Source organism: Flavobacterium procerum (genome assembly GCF_042431625.1).
Taxonomy (GTDB): Bacteria; Bacteroidota; Bacteroidia; order Flavobacteriales; family Flavobacteriaceae; genus Flavobacterium; species Flavobacterium procerum.
Genome location: NZ_JBHLYW010000009.1, coordinates 267,909 through 285,733 on the forward strand (window position 1 = coordinate 267,909; position 17,825 = coordinate 285,733).

General features: G+C 34.4%; 16 protein-coding genes and 1 pseudogene. 12 read left to right on the top strand and 5 right to left on the bottom strand.

The features are described from left to right. Window positions 1–2 precede the first annotated feature (2 nt). Entirely contained in the window at window positions 3–1,724 is a 1,722-nt protein-coding gene (locus tag ACFFLS_RS12600) for an FAD/NAD(P)-binding protein (protein WP_379686452.1), read from the bottom strand. 888 nt (window positions 1,725–2,612) lie between these two features. Here ACFFLS_RS12600 and ACFFLS_RS12605 point away from each other — a divergent pair. Further along, the gene (locus tag ACFFLS_RS12605; protein ID WP_379686451.1) at window positions 2,613–3,062 is read left to right on the top strand and encodes a response regulator; all 450 of its coding nucleotides are present in this window, start codon (window positions 2,613–2,615) and stop codon (window positions 3,060–3,062) included. Window positions 3,063–3,351: 289 nt separating this feature from the next. Continuing rightward, entirely contained in the window at window positions 3,352–4,401 is a 1,050-nt protein-coding gene (locus ACFFLS_RS12610) for an endonuclease/exonuclease/phosphatase family protein (RefSeq protein ID WP_379686449.1), read from the top strand. Window positions 4,402–5,133: 732 nt separating this feature from the next. On the opposite strand, the gene ACFFLS_RS12615 is transcribed toward ACFFLS_RS12610, so the two are convergent. Further along, entirely contained in the window at window positions 5,134–5,616 is a 483-nt protein-coding gene (locus tag ACFFLS_RS12615; protein WP_379686448.1) for an SDR family NAD(P)-dependent oxidoreductase, read from the bottom strand. Between the two features lie 25 nt (window positions 5,617–5,641). Here ACFFLS_RS12615 and ACFFLS_RS12620 point away from each other — a divergent pair. The 9 genes and pseudogenes from ACFFLS_RS12620 to ACFFLS_RS12660 all read left to right on the top strand — a co-directional run. Next, a pseudogene (locus tag ACFFLS_RS12620) lies at window positions 5,642–5,833 on the top strand (alpha/beta fold hydrolase); the annotation flags it as partial. Between the two features lie 145 nt (window positions 5,834–5,978). After that, window positions 5,979–6,311, top strand: coding sequence for a putative quinol monooxygenase (locus ACFFLS_RS12625; protein WP_379686446.1), 333 nt, complete (start codon window positions 5,979–5,981; stop codon window positions 6,309–6,311). A 108-nt stretch (window positions 6,312–6,419) separates the two neighbouring features. Continuing rightward, window positions 6,420–8,306, top strand: coding sequence for a M1 family metallopeptidase (locus ACFFLS_RS12630; RefSeq protein WP_379686444.1), 1,887 nt, complete (start codon window positions 6,420–6,422; stop codon window positions 8,304–8,306). A gap of 706 nt (window positions 8,307–9,012) precedes the next feature. After that, a complete protein-coding gene (locus ACFFLS_RS12635) occupies window positions 9,013–9,858 on the top strand; it encodes a chromate resistance protein ChrB domain-containing protein (protein ID WP_379686442.1) in 846 nt (281 codons plus the stop codon). 81 nt (window positions 9,859–9,939) lie between these two features. Further along, complete coding sequence (locus ACFFLS_RS12640; RefSeq protein WP_379686440.1) at window positions 9,940–10,437, top strand: hypothetical protein; 498 nt, start codon at window positions 9,940–9,942, stop codon at window positions 10,435–10,437. A gap of 14 nt (window positions 10,438–10,451) precedes the next feature. Then, complete coding sequence (locus tag ACFFLS_RS12645) at window positions 10,452–11,621, top strand: chromate transporter (RefSeq protein ID WP_379686439.1); 1,170 nt, start codon at window positions 10,452–10,454, stop codon at window positions 11,619–11,621. A gap of 987 nt (window positions 11,622–12,608) precedes the next feature. Next, entirely contained in the window at window positions 12,609–12,992 is a 384-nt protein-coding gene (locus ACFFLS_RS12650; RefSeq protein ID WP_379686437.1) for a helix-turn-helix domain-containing protein, read from the top strand. A gap of 73 nt (window positions 12,993–13,065) precedes the next feature. Then, complete coding sequence (locus tag ACFFLS_RS12655) at window positions 13,066–13,557, top strand: DUF1398 domain-containing protein (protein ID WP_379686436.1); 492 nt, start codon at window positions 13,066–13,068, stop codon at window positions 13,555–13,557. 15 nt (window positions 13,558–13,572) lie between these two features. Next, window positions 13,573–14,052, top strand: coding sequence for a cupin domain-containing protein (locus ACFFLS_RS12660; protein WP_379686435.1), 480 nt, complete (start codon window positions 13,573–13,575; stop codon window positions 14,050–14,052). Window positions 14,053–14,673: 621 nt separating this feature from the next. Here ACFFLS_RS12660 and ACFFLS_RS12665 read toward each other — a convergent pair. Genes ACFFLS_RS12665 through ACFFLS_RS12675 form a run of 3 tightly spaced genes read right to left on the bottom strand, consistent with a single transcriptional unit; the run spans window position 14,674 to window position 16,305 of the window. Continuing rightward, window positions 14,674–14,820, bottom strand: coding sequence for a hypothetical protein (locus ACFFLS_RS12665; RefSeq protein WP_379686433.1), 147 nt, complete (start codon window positions 14,818–14,820; stop codon window positions 14,674–14,676). Window positions 14,821–14,832: 12 nt separating this feature from the next. Then, window positions 14,833–15,273: a nuclear transport factor 2 family protein gene (locus tag ACFFLS_RS12670; protein WP_379686432.1), complete on the bottom strand. Its 441-nt coding sequence runs from the start codon at window positions 15,271–15,273 to the stop codon at window positions 14,833–14,835. An 18-nt stretch (window positions 15,274–15,291) separates the two neighbouring features. Further along, entirely contained in the window at window positions 15,292–16,305 is a 1,014-nt protein-coding gene (locus ACFFLS_RS12675) for a hypothetical protein (RefSeq protein WP_379686430.1), read from the bottom strand. 108 nt (window positions 16,306–16,413) lie between these two features. On the opposite strand from ACFFLS_RS12675, the gene ACFFLS_RS12680 reads away from it, so the two are divergent. After that, a complete protein-coding gene (locus ACFFLS_RS12680) occupies window positions 16,414–16,980 on the top strand; it encodes a TetR/AcrR family transcriptional regulator (RefSeq protein ID WP_379686428.1) in 567 nt (188 codons plus the stop codon). The last annotated feature ends 845 nt before the right edge of the window (window positions 16,981–17,825 follow it).

Sequence of the window (17,825 nt, forward strand, 5' to 3'; positions counted from 1 at the left end):
TATTAATCATTTAAAATATCTCCAACTATGCGCATAGAAGCTGCTTCACAAAAATCCAAGCCGGAATAATCGGGATTTAATCCTCCAATGTAAGGCACAGCCATAATATATACGTTTTTGTTGTATGCGCCGTATTGATCGATAATTTGAAAATTGTCATTAATGGCTATTCCGGAAACATTCAAAAAATAATCTCCGTTTTCATCTTTCTCAACTTTCTCAGAATCTGCGGTAAACGCAGTCTGCCCCGCTTCTGCCGATTTAAATCTTAAACGCGCCGGACTAATCGCTTTCTGGTCCAGCAGATTCTTGAAAGGAAAATCATGGTAAGATAAATGAGGCTGTCCCACACAGTCTACAAATGTTTTATAATATACGGATTGCTCATTATTTTTGTTATCTCTGAAATTATATAGAATCCCTCCTTCGTTTTGCGGTTCAACGCTGCTCTCATCCCCAACAGGAACTAAATCGAGCACGCCGGCCTGATGCAGAGCCAGCAATTCTTCACATGATTTTTGGGGAACAAATGCAATTACAATTGAAATAAGCGGCATCAGAACTTTTTGAAGACGCTTCATGTCTTCCGCCGAAAAATATTTAGCGGGATGATTCATCGCAAAACTGAGCACCGCCAGCATTTCTTTCCAGTAAATTGATTCCTGTCTTTTGATCGATTTCTCCGCCTGCACGTATTCAGCTCTTAAAAGCTGGAAAGGATCAAGCCGTTCGCGCAGTTCCATCATATCGGCTACGAAATCTTCTATTGAAAAATCTTTAATCCGCTGATAAAATTCTGGATCTTTTGCGCGGAATATTTCTTTAAAATCCTTTTCAAATATAAAGTCAAGAGACAAGAATCCTTCATTATTATTTCTGTGCTGGTCTATCTCTTCGGCAGTCAGTAAAGAGTCATTGGAAAGATGCGAATCTTCCAAATGAAAACGAACCGCGGGAAGCATACCGCTTCTGGAATGCATCATTATTCTAAAATCTGCACTTTCTGGATTTAATTTGAAATTAAGGTTCCCTTCGTAATCCTTTTCAAAGGCACCGTTGTTCCGTGCCATGGTTCTTATGGCATCAATAGCCGTTAAAGAAGAGCCTTTTACAGCAACTGGATGATTAAAATGTTGCACTAATTTTCGGGGAGGATATGGTGCGTCATAATAGCCGGGAACTTTCCCTTCATGACGTATTGGCCAGTTGTGGCCTGTGCAGATAACAGCATAACCAAACTCTTGATTACTGCCATTTAAAGTTTCAACCGTTACCGTTTCATTTTTTATATCGTAGTTAATATCAGTAACTGTGCTTTCAAAATGCACAGTTGTAGCAATTCCCGCTTTCTTCCCTTCTTCAAGCAAAATTTCGAACTGAGCAGTAAGATAACTTCCAAAAAGCAGCCTCGGCACTACCTTATATTCGTTAAATTGATCCGGTTTAATATTAAATCTTTCCAGCAATTCAGCAGGTGCAGTGCAAATCCACTCTGACATCTCAGATACAATATGCGGCACTTCATTATCTGATACATTGGTGATATGCTCCATATTGGATCCTTCGGTGCTGTAAGGCATTCCGGACCCAAGCTCAGCTTTTCTCTCAAAAATAGTAATCTCAAAATCATTTGAACCGGATTCGACCAATCTCTTATAAACAAAAAGACCGCTTGGACCTCCGCCTAAAATTGCAATGCGTTTTTTTGTGCTTTCAGTTTTCATTGATTTTTTGATTTTAATACTTAATTATAAAAATTCAGCAGCTGTAGGACTTTTATAATTATAAAACACAAATATCAAAAACCAAACAAGCAGGCAGTTACATCATTCAAGGATGAAATTATATAATTACTCTGCTCTTTAAAAAACAATACCTTACTATCAGCTAAAAGCATAGTTGATGAAAACAGCTGTAATAAGCTAAGGGGAAATTTTTGCATCGCATTGGTAATAAATGCACTTTGTTCTGATTCCAAAATGCCTTTAACAATTAAATCTCAAAATATCTATAATATCAATCAGAAGCTGCTTATTGAACCAAATGAAATATTTTTTATAATCAAGTACACTAAAAATACTGTAATAGCACTAAATTCAGCGGTAATTTCTCTTGGGTGTGAATTACATAAAAACTGGAAGCCCTTCCATCTTATGAAGATGCAAAGACTGGGTATCTAATTATTAAGAAAGATTGAAGCTATTGAAGATTTAGAAAGATTGAAACTATTAAAGATTTGAAAGCTTTGGTCATTATTATTTGTTATTACTAAGAGACACTGGACGAAAAAAATATTTTTTTTATATAATTCCCATGTATAACATGGGAATTATATAACTTTTATGATTTTATTTTATAACATTTCAATTAACGATACTTCAATTATGAAAGAAAAATATTTAATATTATACATTTTGCAAACTGATAAACCCTACACACAAAGCACTATACGGCTTTTTTGCTCCTCCACGGAACTTGATTTTTATAGAATATAATATTTTTAAACCCATCAAAATAAAACGTCATACCAAAAACCACACTATTTTGCAGTTTTTGCCAAAAGATATTAGAATATTATCTTTGATAAAAAGGCCTTGCTGCGCCATAATATTATGAAACAAAAAATATTTAAACACATCCTATTAGCGGATGATGATCTTGATGACTGCGATTTTTTTTCCGAAGTTTTTACCGAGAAATTTCCTGAGGTAAAACTTTCAGTCTCAAATAATGGCGAAGCATTGATAACCCTTCTTGAAGGTCCGCCGAAACCCGAAGCAGATTTGATTTTTTTGGATCTGAACATGCCAATACTGTCAGGAGCGGAATGTCTGAGAAAAATCAGATCTTCACCTGAACTCAAAAGCCACATAATTATCATATTTACCACGAGCAGCAACCCTTCTGACATTCAAAAGATGTATGCCATGGGAGCCAATTACTTTATCACCAAACCGGTCAGCTACCAGGATTTGATACAGCTCATTGATAAGGCAATGCATTTAGTCTCTGATAATAATGCGGAGCAGCCTTCTTTTGAAAATTTTTACATTAAGATTTGATTTCTTGTGCTGGCATGATCTTAATTCTAATTAAGCCGGCATCTGTATAACTTTAAAATTATCAGCTCTTTAATACTCGACTATATCTAAAAATAGAGAATATAACAATAGCAGTTCCAATCACGGACAAAGTTTTTTCTATTTCCTAATCAATGCAATACTGGTCTTAGCATATTGGTTAATTGCAATTTGCGGCTCACTATCCAGAAAGCCTTTCTCTTTATCATATAATCCAAAAAAAAACTTTATCTTTCCCTATAAATAGTATTCAATTTTTGTATCCGATTTTATGCAGTATTTTTTGTTTGTGCTTTCCATTTTTCTTGTCATTGTTACTTTTATTCCATTAATTAAAAATGAATATTGGATATTTCGCATCTGTGATTATCCAAGACTTCAAAAACTGGTCACAAACACTTTCTGCATTGCATTTCTTGTATTTTACAGCAGTAAAAAAGGATATGATTTCAATGATGTTCTACTTCTGGCAATGATTATCAATGCAGTGTATCTTTTAAGGCAGATACTTCCTTTTACCTTTTTTGGAAAGAAACAGGTCAAGAAAATTACATCTGAAATACCAGAGAACGGATTCAGCGTAATGATCAGTAATGTTTACCAGTTCAATACAAATTATAAAGGATGTCTGAAAGAAGTCCGCAAAGCTAATCCTGATGTATTGCTTTTACTGGAAACCAATTCTGTCTGGCAAAGAGAAACAAAGTCACTTGAAGAGCATTATCCTTTCTTTAAAAAAGTGCCTTTGGAGAATACCTATGGCATGTTGTTATATTCCAAATTAGAACTTCGAAATACCCAGGTAAAACATCTTGTTGAAAAAGATATCCCCTCAATTCATACCCAGATTGTACTTCAGGGCGGACAGCTTATCCAAATGTTTGCAGTGCACCCCGAACCGCCTGTTCCTATGGAAAATCCAACATCTAAAGAACGAGACAAAGAACTTTTACTTATAGCTGATCTAGCCAAGGATTCAGACCTGCCCGTTATTGTCATTGGCGATTTAAATGATGTCGCATGGAGCTATACCACCGAACTTTTTCTAAAAATGAGCGGACTTCTTGATCCAAGAAGAGGAAGAGGTTTCTACAATTCTTTTCACGCCCATTATCCTTTCCTGAGATTCCCTCTTGATCATGCTTTTATTTCCACCGAATTAAAAATCAAGGAAATGAAACGTCTTCATAATTTTGGTTCGGATCATTTTCCTATTTTTATCAGTCTTCAATATGAAGCAGCAGCCAAACTGGAACAGGAAGAAATGCATCCCGACAAGGGAGATATTGCCGTTGCAGAAGAGAAGAAAACAGCAGAATAGGTATTATATTTTATCATTTATAAAAGGTTTAGGTCTGCTTCTAAAACAACAGTCAATTAACCTATATTAGAATTAAGACAATCATTCAATTGGAACAATTACTGGCCTGGATTTCATGTTTTTTTTTTTAGAAATTCATAGAGCCAAAGAAAGACAACCTTTCCTTAACTTAAAACATTCTTTTCAAATCCTCGATAATATTTGTAAAATTGTATATTAGTTTATTGCCATAAACTTTTTTAGTTTTTATATTTTTTTACGTCAATCCCCAACAGGACATCCAAACCAAATTTAAAAAGCCAATGGAATACAGACCCTACATGTAGTAAGCCAATTTCTTCAAATCATCCAAAAATGATGTTGTAATCTGTCCTGTCCCTCTCACTCAGCCAGATGGCGCCAATTGTCTTCAATTGGCGCCATTTTTTTATTTATACTCCTAAAATACGCTGACTTTGAATGATTTTTGCTTTTATTTTTCTTTCTTTAAAATAATAGCTAAACTGCTTGATTGTATATATTTATATAAAAAATAGCACAGATAGTTAATTTGTCATTCGATAACTTAACAGGATTCGAACCCCGTGAATGAAGAGAAACCGGGACTCATAATTTCTTTTTTTTTCTCTAATGATTGCTCAAAGTCAGAATTAGAATTATTGCTTTCATTCTTTCAAATATAATTGTCGCTCGACTAAAGCAAAAAATTGGTTTATTCCCAAATGGATATTCCTACTCAAATGAAGTCGAAAACGACAGCTCTTTCCATTTTTCAAGATCTGTTCGTACTATGTCCATTTTTTTTAAGGTGGCATTATACGTATCTCTTCCTAAGAATAAGTGTAAAGGAGGATTGCTGCTTCGAGAGATTTCGATTATCGCTTCTGCAAACTTCTCTGGGCTTCCTTGTTGATTGCCACTTAATTCATTCTGGTAAAACTCCTGGGATGTCCTTGCTTCCTTGTACTGGCCGATCAAATCTGATGGCGTTTTAAGTGATGTCTTGCTCAGGAAATCGGTCCTGAAGGCACCCGGATAAACCACAGTAGATTTTATCCCCATTGCATTGGTTTCTGCGTGCAGCGCTTCTGTAAGACCTGCAACAGCAAATTTGCCGGCACAATAAGCGCCCCAGCCGGCATATCCTCCTACATAACCGCCTATGGAAGAGATATTGAAAAAATGACCGGCTTTGTTTTCCCTGAAAACCGGCATGACGTATTAGGAATATTTCAGGAATTACAAACCAAAATTCTTAGCTGTATGGGGCAATAAAGATCCTTATTTTTTACCTCAGGGTGCAGAGGCATTTAAACGTGATATATCTGATGCAACTATAAAATTCTATGATACAGGTCATTTTGCATTGGAAACGCATGCAGTAGAAATCGGAAACGAAATCTTAAAGTTTTTAAACACTCTACCTAATTAAAACATTGCTAAATCAAATATATAATAGCACAATGCGTATTCTATCATGCAAATTATTTAGAAATACGCATTGATTATAATATTCAGAGTGTGATTTTTTTATTTACCACCTCAAAAAAAGTATAAATAAAATAGTAAAAATCGATATGATAAAAAGTACAGAAAAATCGACAGAAATAGAAATTACAGTTGAATTTACATTGAAACCAGGCAAAATAAAAGAATTTGAAGACATCCTTTTACCGCATTTAGAAAGAGTTGCCAATGAGGAAACATGTACGTTGATGGCCGCAAGTTATGATCAAAATGATGAAACAAAATATTTTCTTTACGAACGTTGGAAAGACGAAAGAGATTTTTGGGATGTTCAGATGAAGAGATCCTACCGAATTCCATATAATGAAAATATCGCTGCTTTCGAAGCTGCTGAACGTAAAATCAGTATGTATAAACCGCGATACTTTAAAGTAAAAAAATAGATAACAGTTTCTTTTATTGAATATGCAAAAATTCTATTCTCAAGAGCGAAACTTTTTATTTCTTTGCAAAACAACTGCCAATCTCAATATCTAAATTAACTTTCGATTATGCCTACCTTACACTACCTATTCCAAAATAAAATAAAATTTGGCTCATTACTGTTTTTATTCGTTCTGCATTTAAACCTGTACGCGCAGGATATTCCTTTATTGCAGACTGTGGCAAAAGCCAATCAAAAGAAAACTCGAAACACTATAGGCACTCCTGGTGAAAAGTATTGGCAGAATAGCGGTGATTACAATATAGATGTTCATTTCAATCCATTGACAAGAAAGCTGAGTGGAAAAGTGCGTATCGCATATACAAATAATAGTCCGGACACCTTGAAACTGCTTATGGTTAAATTATTTCCTAACTTTTACAAAACCAATTCAATGAGAAACATGCCTGTTGCCTCTGAAGACTTGGGAACGGGAATTAATATTGATTTTATAACTATTGACGGCGTCGAGTATAAAGATTTTAAGCGAAAAATAAGAGGAACTAATATGTACTTAACAGGCGTAAAAATTTTGCCTGGGAAAAATGTTGTCATTGAAATGGAGTATGATTATATCCTTAATAAAGGTTCTTTTGTGAGGACTGGACAAGTTGACCCTGACAGCTTTTTTATTGCCTACTTTTTTCCAAGAATAGCCGTTTATGATGATATTGACGGATGGGATGATTATAACTATTTAGGTAAAGAAGAATTCTATAATGATTATGGTAATTTTAATGTTTCGATAACAGTTCCAGACAATTATCAGGTCTGGGCAACGGGTGATCTTAAAAATCCGGAAGCTGTTTACAGACCACATATTCTGGATAGAATTAAACTAACAGAAACGGGAGATAAAATAATTGATATTATTACGACTGCAGATATAAAGAATGAGAATATCACGCTAAAAAACAAAGTCAATACCTGGAAATTTGAAGGGTCAAATATAACCGATTTTGCTTTTGGAATAAGCAATCATTTTGTGTGGCAGGCGTCAAGTGTTTTGGTGGATTCCGCCGCTAATCGTCGTACAAGAATAGACGCCGTATTTAATCCCGAACATATTAATTATAACAAAGTAGTAGGTTACACGGCTAAAACGGTAGATTTGATTAGTAATTATTTTCCAAAAATTCCCTATCCCTATTCTCATCAAACCGTTTTTGAAGGTTTAGATGCTATGGAATATCCTATGATGGTGAATATGCTTCCTTTTGAAGATCACAATGAGCTGCTGGCATTAACAGTACACGAAGTTTTTCACAGCATATTTCCTTTTTATGTAGGAACAAATGAAACCAAATACTCATTTATGGATGAAGGCTGGGCAACTTTTACAGAATTTTATCTTTCTCCGCTCATCGATTCTTCAGTACCACTAAATTATGACATCAGTGCTGTAAATAATAGCTCCGGAACAGCAGAAGACATGCCGATTATTACGCCAACTCCGCAGTTATACGGCAAGGCCCGTTTCTCTAATAAGGACTTAAAACCAGCATTAGCCCATCTTTATCTTCAAGAATTGCTGGGAAAAGAATTGTTTGATAAATGTGTTCAAAATTACATCAGGAACTGGGAAGGTAAACATCCTACACCCTATGATTTTTTTAATAGTTTACAAAATGACAGCAAAGTAGATTTAAAGTGGTTTTGGAATAACTGGTATTTTGAAAAGAATGTTCCTGATTTGGCTATTACTAAAGTCAAAAAAAATAAAAAAAACTATGCTATTACAATTTCAAGTCCTGGTAAATTGATAATGCCCATTCATTTAATATTAACCTTTTCGGACGGCAGCAAAGAAACAATTTCTAAAAAAATGGACTGCTGGAAAAAAGACTACAGCGACGTTACTATCATTTTTCCAACTCAAAAAACAATTACACAAATAAATCTTGGAAATTCTTTTGACGCAGACATTAATCCTGCTGACAATGTTTGGAACTAGGACATTGGAAAGGATTACTTTTGTGACACAAAACATAAATCGAATGAAGTAATTCATAGAGCCAAAGAAAGACAATCTTACCTTCGCTTAAAACATTCTTTTTAAAATCCTCTATAAATCTTGTAAATTTATATATTAGTTTAATGCGATGAATCATTTGAGTTTTTATAATTTTTGCATCAATCCCCAACAGGACATCTAAACCAAATTCACAACGCCAATGGAAGACAGACCTTACATGTAGTAAGCCAATTTCTTCAAATCATCCAAAAATGATGTTGAAATTTGTCCTGTCCCTGTCACTCAGCCAGATGGCGCCAATTGAAGACAATTGTCGCCATTTTTTTATTTACAGTACTAAACACGCTACCTTTGAGTCATTTTTGATTTTATTTTCTTTCTTTAAAAAAATGACTAAATTGCTTCAGTGTATATATTTACATAAAAAACAATACAAATAGTTAATTTGTCATTCGATAACTTAACAGGACTCGAACCCTTGAATGAAAAGAAACTATGACTAATAATTTCTTTTTTTAATTATTGCTCAAAGTCAGAATTAGTATTATTGTTTCATTCTTTCAAATATAATTGTCGCTCGACTAAAACAAAAAATTGATTTATTCCCCTATTTTACATTCTAAAAATATGAACTGCTAAAAGATAAAAAATGTACTTTAGCACTGATTCTAAAAAACACCGATTTATGAAATGGATCACAAGGGAAAGACCAAAAATAGACCGCATCGCCTGTCCATGGCTTATCAGAAAATTTGTGGACAAGGATGCCGAATTTATATATGTTCCTTATAGTCAAGTTCTAATTAAAGCAACTGAATTAGATGCCATTCCATTTGACATTCCTGATGTTGAATACACCCATTATCAGGATCAGTGTACATTTGATTACATTATTAGAAAATACAAAATCGATGATCCGGCCGTTTCGATAATAGCATTAATAGTGCGTGGTGCTGATACCGACAGGCATGATCTTGCAGCAGAAGCCGCTGGATTATGGGCTATTTCAGCAGGCTTAGCCCATAATATTACTGATGACCATAAACTCCTTGAAACAGGAATGGTGCTTTATGATGCTCTTTACAGCTGGGCTACTCATTTATATAAGCAGAAACACCTGCAGAACAGTCCTTTTGAAAACCTGCTACATGAGGTTTACAGCAAATTTCTGAAAGATAAAAAGACTGCAGGAAAAACACCTGCCTGGGTAAAAGATTTAAAAAACCTGATTCAGGATCAGATTGATGCTCAGTTCACCTTTGACCTGAAGAAAATATCAGGAGAGCTCGACTTGAACCCATCCTACCTCTCAAGGGAATTTTCTAAATATTTCGAGGACTTGAATTTTGGGGATTACGTACGGAAGCAACGAATTGAAAAAGCCATAAATCTTATCGAAAGCACCTCTTATACCCTGACTGAAATTGCGTATATGACAGGTTTTTCGGACCAGAGCCATTTCAACAGGATATTCAAAGCACAGACTGGGAAAAATCCGTCTTCTTACCGCAAAAAAATCCAAAAAAAGTAATCAATATACAAAATGTAAAAACCGTTCTATTTTTGAAAATATTGCCATGGTAACTTTGTTTCTATAACTAAAAGCAAAACCATGTCAATTAAATGCGTATTACTTTTTACGGCACTTCTAAGCTGTATAACAGTCTCATCTCAGACTACATATCCGAAAATTACCGGCTACTTTGGGATTATGCACCCTATAGTTACCTTTAATAGTGATGAAACTGCTGTAAACTTCAGAGACTATTATGCGGTAGGCTTTCCAACCGGCATTAACATCTGGAAAAGTGAAAAAATTGGTTTTTCCTTCGAGGTTGTCCCAAATATCAAAGATGATAATGGAAAGGACAAAGTAACTAATTTACTTTTTCATCCCGGAGTTCTTGTGGCTTTAGGAAATGGATTTACTTTTGTCGGCCGCGCCGCTTTTGAATCATCAGGCAGATATGGTTTTACTCCTGTACTGAACAAAACAATAATTAAAAGCAAAAATTGCAGCTACTTTGCCGCTGTGCCACTGCCTGTTCGCTTTGGAAATGATCGCCCTGCTTCTTTTACAGTAGGATTTCAATTCGGAATTGCATTTTAAATACCAAAGATGTCATGAACGAGAAACCCAAATATACGTTAAGAGAACTTACACTATATTTTTTGAAACTGGGCACAATTGGCTTTGGTGGCCCTGTTGCTTTAGTAGGTTATATGCATAAGGATCTGGTAGAGAATAGAAAATGGATTTCTGAGGATGAATACCGAGAAGGCCTTGCACTGGCGCAGCTGGCTCCCGGTCCTCTTGCCGCCCAGCTTGGTATTTATCTGGGTTTTGTACATTACCGCTTTCTTGGAGCTTCCCTGATCGGTTTTGCATTTATCCTGCCTTCATTTATAATGGTGATTTTACTTGGAATCGTTTATAAATTGTACGGCGGATTATCCTGGATTCAGGCAGTATTTTACGGAGTCGGCGCGGCAGTAATTGGAATAATTGCGCTGAGTTCCTATAAACTCACCATAAAATCTATTGGGAAGTTTAACCTCGAATCTTTCAAATCCAAGTGGATCTTATGGATGTTTTTTATTTGTGCGATCATGATCACATATATCACTGAGCAGGAACAGGTGCTGTTATTTGTAGCTGCCGGACTTTTATACATGATCATAAAAGCGCCTCCAAAATGGTGGAATTCCAAAACAGTAAATTCAAGCCTTTTTTTATTGGCAGGCTTTTGGAAATATGAAAGCACAACACTGACAAAAATTGCCCTATTCTTTGCCAAAGCAGGTACCTTTGTTTTTGGAAGCGGTCTAGCCATTGTTCCTTTTCTGCATTCAGGAGTTGTAGTTGAAAATCAATGGCTGACCGAACAGCAATTTTTGGATTCGGTTGCAGTAGCCATGATTACACCTGGACCTGTTGTAATTACAGTTGGATTTATTGGTTATCTGATCAATGGTTTTTTAGGGGCTTTGGTAGCGGCACTGGCTACTTTTCTTCCCTGCTATCTCTTTACCATTTTAATGGCGCCTTATTTTAAAAAAATAGCGCAAAACAAACCGGTCAAAGCTTTTGTTGATGGTATTACTGCTGCGGTAATAGGTGCACTGGTAGGATCAGTGATAGTAATTGCCAAAAGAAGCATAATTGATATTCCAACAGCATTTATAGCAATTGTGACTATACTTGCCTTACTCTATATAAAGAAAATTCAGGAGCCCTATATAATTTTGGTTGCAGCATTTGTAGGCATAATCATTAAAATGGCTATAAGATGAACAGAAAAAACTTTTTAAAATCCGGAACATTATTTGGAGAAATAAACCAATTTTTAACTCCGATTGGACAACAATCAATTAATTATTCATAGAGCCAAAGAAAGACAATCCTGCCTTAAGCATAACAATATTTTCAAATCCTTCATAATATTTGTAGAACTTTACATTAATGTTATTCCATATACCTATTGAATTTTTATATGTTTTGTATCAATCCCCAACAGGACATCCAAACCAAATTCATAACGCCAATGAAAGACAGACACTACAAGTAGTAAGCCAATTGCTTCAAATCATCCAAAAATGATGTTGTAATTTGTCCTGTCCTCGTCACAACGCCAAATGGCGCCAATTGAAGACAATTGGCGCCATTTTTTTATACCTCTATTAACAAACGAGTTTGACCTGTTTTTGCTTTAATTTTCCTTTTGGAATCAAACAAACTTGCCTCTTAAGATCTAAAAAAAAAGATTGTATATAATAGACAGTGTATGACTAGTCATAGAACTGTTTCAAAATAAATCATAATTTGCCGTAAATCTATAATTCTAATTATTCATTTTTTATGTAGTATTGTATAAATTTATTGGATCAAAAAGAAATAGCATGAGATTTGAAAAGCATTTTCCGACATAACAATTAAAGCCCTACATTAAATATTTTGTAGTATCGGAGAATGAATTGGAAAATGAATATAAAATTTTTCCTTCTCCAGAACTGGTCATCGGTTTTCAGTAAAAAGGGCATCTTAAAACAATAAAAGAAAATACGGAAACTAATCTAACTTCAGCAGGAATTACTGGAATTACAGACGGTTACAAGATCTTCAAAAATTCAACAGACATAGGTACTGTTTTAGTTTATTTTACTGAAATTGGTTTTACTCATTTCGCTTCCAATCCTGCATACGAACTCTTTAATTTAAGTCTTTCTCTGGATACTATTTTTAATAAAAATTCTACAGCTGAAGTTGAAGAAAAGCTAGCAATGGCAAACACAGACAAACTTCGGATAAAAATCATCGAACAATTTTTGTTGTCTGAGCTAAAAGATATTCAAACAGACAAATTAATTGTTGAAGCAATTAAACTCATTTACCAAAGTAATGGAACTATCCGCATAAAAGATTTAAATGAAAAACTATTCATCAGTCAAAGTCCATTTGAAAAACGTTTTAGAAAAGTAGTTGGAACAACTCCTAAGAAATTTTCTTCCATTGTTCGATTTAATTCAGTTCTTGAAAATTTGAACAAAACTAAAACGCTGACTGAAATCTGTTACGAAAATAACTTTTTCGACCAAGCTCATTTCATCAAAGATTTCAAACAATTTACTGGTGATACACCCGAAAACTTCAAACGATTCTTGTAGAAAAACGATTTTTTACAATTACAGGATATTTCACCATCGCATCTTTGCATTGTAATCTTAATGCAAATAAAAAATGGTAAAATTAATTTTAAGATCTACAGTCATATTATCTAGTGTGGCCATTATGATTGCATGTAATTCAACAAAACGTTTAACAATTAAAAAACAAGAAAAAATGTTTATAGTAGAACAAGTAAAAACAGCTCACAGTAAAGTAAAATCAGGCGCAGATTTTCCTGCGTATATTCAAGACATCAAAAAATTAGGAGTTACCTATTATGAAACCTTTGTAACTGATGGTCATACTGATTATTATGGCATAAATAACTATAAAACTTCATCAATAGCTAGTTATAATCCTTTAATTATTGCCCAAGTTTCAAATATGGAACAATTCAATACAGACATCAAAGCACACCAGCAAGGCAAAACAGACTACCCTACTTTTTGTAGAGATTGTGCTAAATCGGGTATTGAAAAATGGGCGGTATGCATGGAAAAAATGACCTGCACTTATTTCGATAAAGCAGGAAACGAAATTTTAATTGAACAAATTCCTAAATAAATTTAAGCAATAAGTATGATGAATAAATCAATTACAAAAGAATGGAACGATGATGCTGTCATCGTTCCACCATATAAAAGCGAACAGTTTCAAAGCCATGGAAATAAACTTAAAGTAATTGTCCCAACTACATTAACAAATAGTCAATTTGGATTATATGAAATAGAAATGCAAGCTAATACACGAGGTCCGAAATTGCACTATCATAAAGAAATGGATGAAACATTTATAATCCGAGAAGGAATCTTAACAGTTCTGACATCCCAAGGGGAATCAACTGCAGAAGCAGGAACCGTTATTCACATACCAAGATTTTCAGTTCACGGTTATAATAATAATTCGAACTCTATTGTGAAAATGACAATGATTTTTAATCCCGGATTAGGCAGAGAAAACTTTTTTAGAAAGATGTATAAAATGCTTGAAGAAAATCCTGATGATTTGTCGGCGTTTCAAAAATTATATCTCGAAAATGATAGTTACTCGATTGAGTAAAATAATATGATACCATTGCGCGAAGAAGAATAATTCTAAGACGAGATTTACAGAATATGAATTTTTAATAATAAAAAAAATAGAGCTCTAATTCGCTAATTTTTCCAACAATCAATAACAATGCATTAAATCCAAAATATTATAGATATTTAAAGATAGTCGCTACATTAACACCAATCTCTTCAATTCTTCAAAATGTATAGAAAAAAAATAAACCATTTTTTAACTCCAGTCTAACAACAATCAACAAGTATGGATTTAATACTTTTTCCCAACCAAAAAGCTAAGACGAATGCTGATTTTTTTTGCTATTTAACTATGAAATTTTTACTGTAAAAGTTAAGGAATACTTATTTGACCAAATAAATAAATAAATTAATCATTTTACTGAAAAAAGTTTTGAAAATCAAATAAATTTACTTTGAAATTCCAGATTGCAATTCATAGAGCCAAAGAAAAACAATTCTACCTTAACGAAAACAATCTTTTCAAATCTTCCATAATATTTGTAGAATTGTATATTAGTATAATGCCATAAATAAATTGAGTTTTTATATTTTTTTGCATCAATCCCCAACAAGACATCTAAACCAAATTTACGAAGCCAATGAAAGACAGACGTTACATATAGTAAGCCAATATCTTCAAATCATCCAAAAATGATGTAGAAATCTGTCTTGTCCTGTCCTGTCCTGTCACAAAGCCAAATGGCGCCAATTGAAGACAATTGGCGCCATTTTTGTTTACAAGTGATAATTTTTTACTCAAAGTATCTTATAATTAAGACTTTTTCTCGATGACAAATGCTTTAAGCTCTGCTATCTTCCCATCTTCGAACCGCCAGATATCACAATAATCAAAATGTTCATATTTTCCGGCCTTATTTTTTAATCGAATTTCACCCGTCACCATAACAAAATTGTCTTCTTCGATTGCCTTTTCCACACTGAACACTGGTGGCTCCAAGTAGAATTCTTTCATATAAGCACGGACTTCTTCTTTTCCATTAAGAATACGCTCACCAACAAAAAACCATTTGGTATTTGGGGTACAGTAAGCTAAAAAACTTTCGTAATTGCCATTTTTCACAAATTCATTGGCTTTGTGTAAGATTGTTGTATTTGTCATTTTTGTCTGTTCTTTTAAATGATTATTTTTTGTTTGGGCACTAACATTGGATGTGACAATAAATAGTGCGATAATAATTAATAATTTTTTCATTTCAATTGTAGTAAAACGTTAAGGAACATCGATATTCTCTTCAATAGTTTGAATTCCAAATTCTGCCAGACGGCTTATAATATTGTCCGATAAGACTATGGTTTCAGGAAGGTAAAGACCTCCTGTTTTCTGCGCAGTCTGTCCGCTAAGACCAAGAATTCTCTCTGCGATCATATAGACCCCTACCGCAGTTAGGTGAGAATTCCCTTTTGGGCCAGACACAATGGATCTGAATTTCTTGTGTTCGCCAGATGATGAAATCCCTTCTATCTCAACATACATGTCATGTGATGCTCTCAACCCTTTGCTGCTTCCTATTGATTCCCCAATAATAAAATCAAACCGAATATTGCGGGCATCCGTAAAAGCAGCTATGCTGGGAACGTCGAGGGTACTCATTGGATGGCCAATAGCCGATGATTCACCATAAAGATTAATTGATCTTGCATTGTTTTTTGAATCCACATATAGCCAATTCCCATCCTGACGGATGAGTGCCTTACCTACAAAACCGCTGACTTCTTCTGCAACCAATGGTCCTACCGGGTCTTTTTCATCGTATAGTCCGGCAGTTTCGATATGCGTGATGCTGCTGAATCCAGAAGCCATCTGCTTTACAACTAATGTCAAGAGTCCGGCCTGCCAATGCCCTGCGAAAACTATAGGAGCAGAAATTGTTTTATGAAGGCCAAGAAATGCTGTAGCAGCAATCTGATCAGCCAATTCGCTTACCGTAATACAGGCAATACCATTTAAAATAGCCGTTTCCCTTAAAATATTGCTATGGTCATCCAAAGCTGATATTATAAGAGCAATTTCTCGAAATTGAGCTAAATTGAAACCTTCTTCCAAATCGATATATGCTGTTTCAGCGTGGGTTAACTCTTTAGCAAGCAGTTCTCCTTTTTGGGGATTTCTCCCTGCAAGAATAAGTTTGACAGTCTCGTCAGCGTCTCTTATCAAACGTGCGATGTTGGTTCCTACCTGCCCGTAACCGCCAACAATCAGAATTCTTTTTTCTTGTAATTCCATATCATAATATTTTACAAATTAAATATAGGTCACTTGACCTATTACAAATATAGGTCAAGTGACCTATACAAAAAAATGTTTTTAATATTTTTTATTTAATTTTACAAAATGGACAAAAAAGAAGAGCGATTAAATCAGATCTTATCTACAACAATAGAGCTGCTAATAAAGGAAGGTGCAGAAAATCTCTCTATGAGGAAAATAGCAAAAAATGCAAATTTGTCTTTAAGTAATCTGCAATACTATTATAAAGATAAAGATCTTCTTTTGATTGCCACAGTGGAATTTTACTTTGAAAGCTGCAAGAAAGAACTGACTCAAGCTATCAAACTTTTGGCAGCTGACAGCACACCTGATAAAAATGTTTTTCTGAAAAAGGTTTTGAGTATGTTATTAATTGATGGAAGAGACAGTCATCAAACCTTGATGTTTCAGGAAATATGGACTTTAGCATCAAGGAAGAAGGAATTACAAAATGCTGTGGAAACCTACTATAAAACCTATTGTTTATGGATGATTGATCTGGTTTCTGCTTTTTGCAGCAAGCCTGAAGAAATCGTAAGTTTTCTGATTCCTTTTGTAGAAGGATATACCATTGTTAACAATGTTATTCCTCTGACTAAGGAAAAAGTAATCGAGATGATGATAAAACTGATCACAATTGTGGAAAAGTAAATTGTAGAGATAATTTATAATTTCATAATCAATCGATTAACGAGGATTTTTTAATAAACATTGCTTTTTTATTTCGGTTCTTATTTTTTTATACAACATTTATTTCCTTTAAACTTTGCCCCATCAATTGGAGTTGCCTCCAAAAGTGGCGCAAAAAGCTAAGGCGAATTCTGTTTAAGTTGGCTTAAAAAATCAAATGGAATTTTCCATCAATCACCAACAGTACATCTAAACCAAATTTACAAAGCCAATGAAAGACCTACACTACATATAGAAAGCCAATTTCTTACAATCATCCAAAAATGATATCGCAATTTGTCCTGTCCCTGTCACACAGCCAAATGGCGCCAATTGAAGACAATTGGCGCCATTATTTTTCATATGCCTACTAACAAGTAATTATCGGCTCATTTCTGCTTTATTTTCTTTTTGTAATAATAATTAACTAAACCACTGCTGATTTCCAATTCAATAAAGAGATTCCAATACGCAGCCGACCTAGCCCCGATAGAAGTGGAAATCCTTTTTATTTTGGGGTTCAAAATAAAAGATTGGAACCTATAGCGGGAAAAGCTCCAAAAAAATATTTTTAAACTTCAAAATTATACTATCCCCACGATGAGTTCCCTAAATTCAACTTCCATTTCGAAGATAAAAAAATTAATTACCAGAGAACTATCACAGGACTCTCTGCCCTTTAGGGGATCCAAAGGAAATCCAGCTGCTGCAAAAATAAAAAAATGGCCCGGACAGTATCACAAGGAAAAAATAAAGGGATAAACTATAAAAGTACGAAAGAATCTACATCTGTTATTACCCCTGCTCTAATTCCTGAAACATTTCCA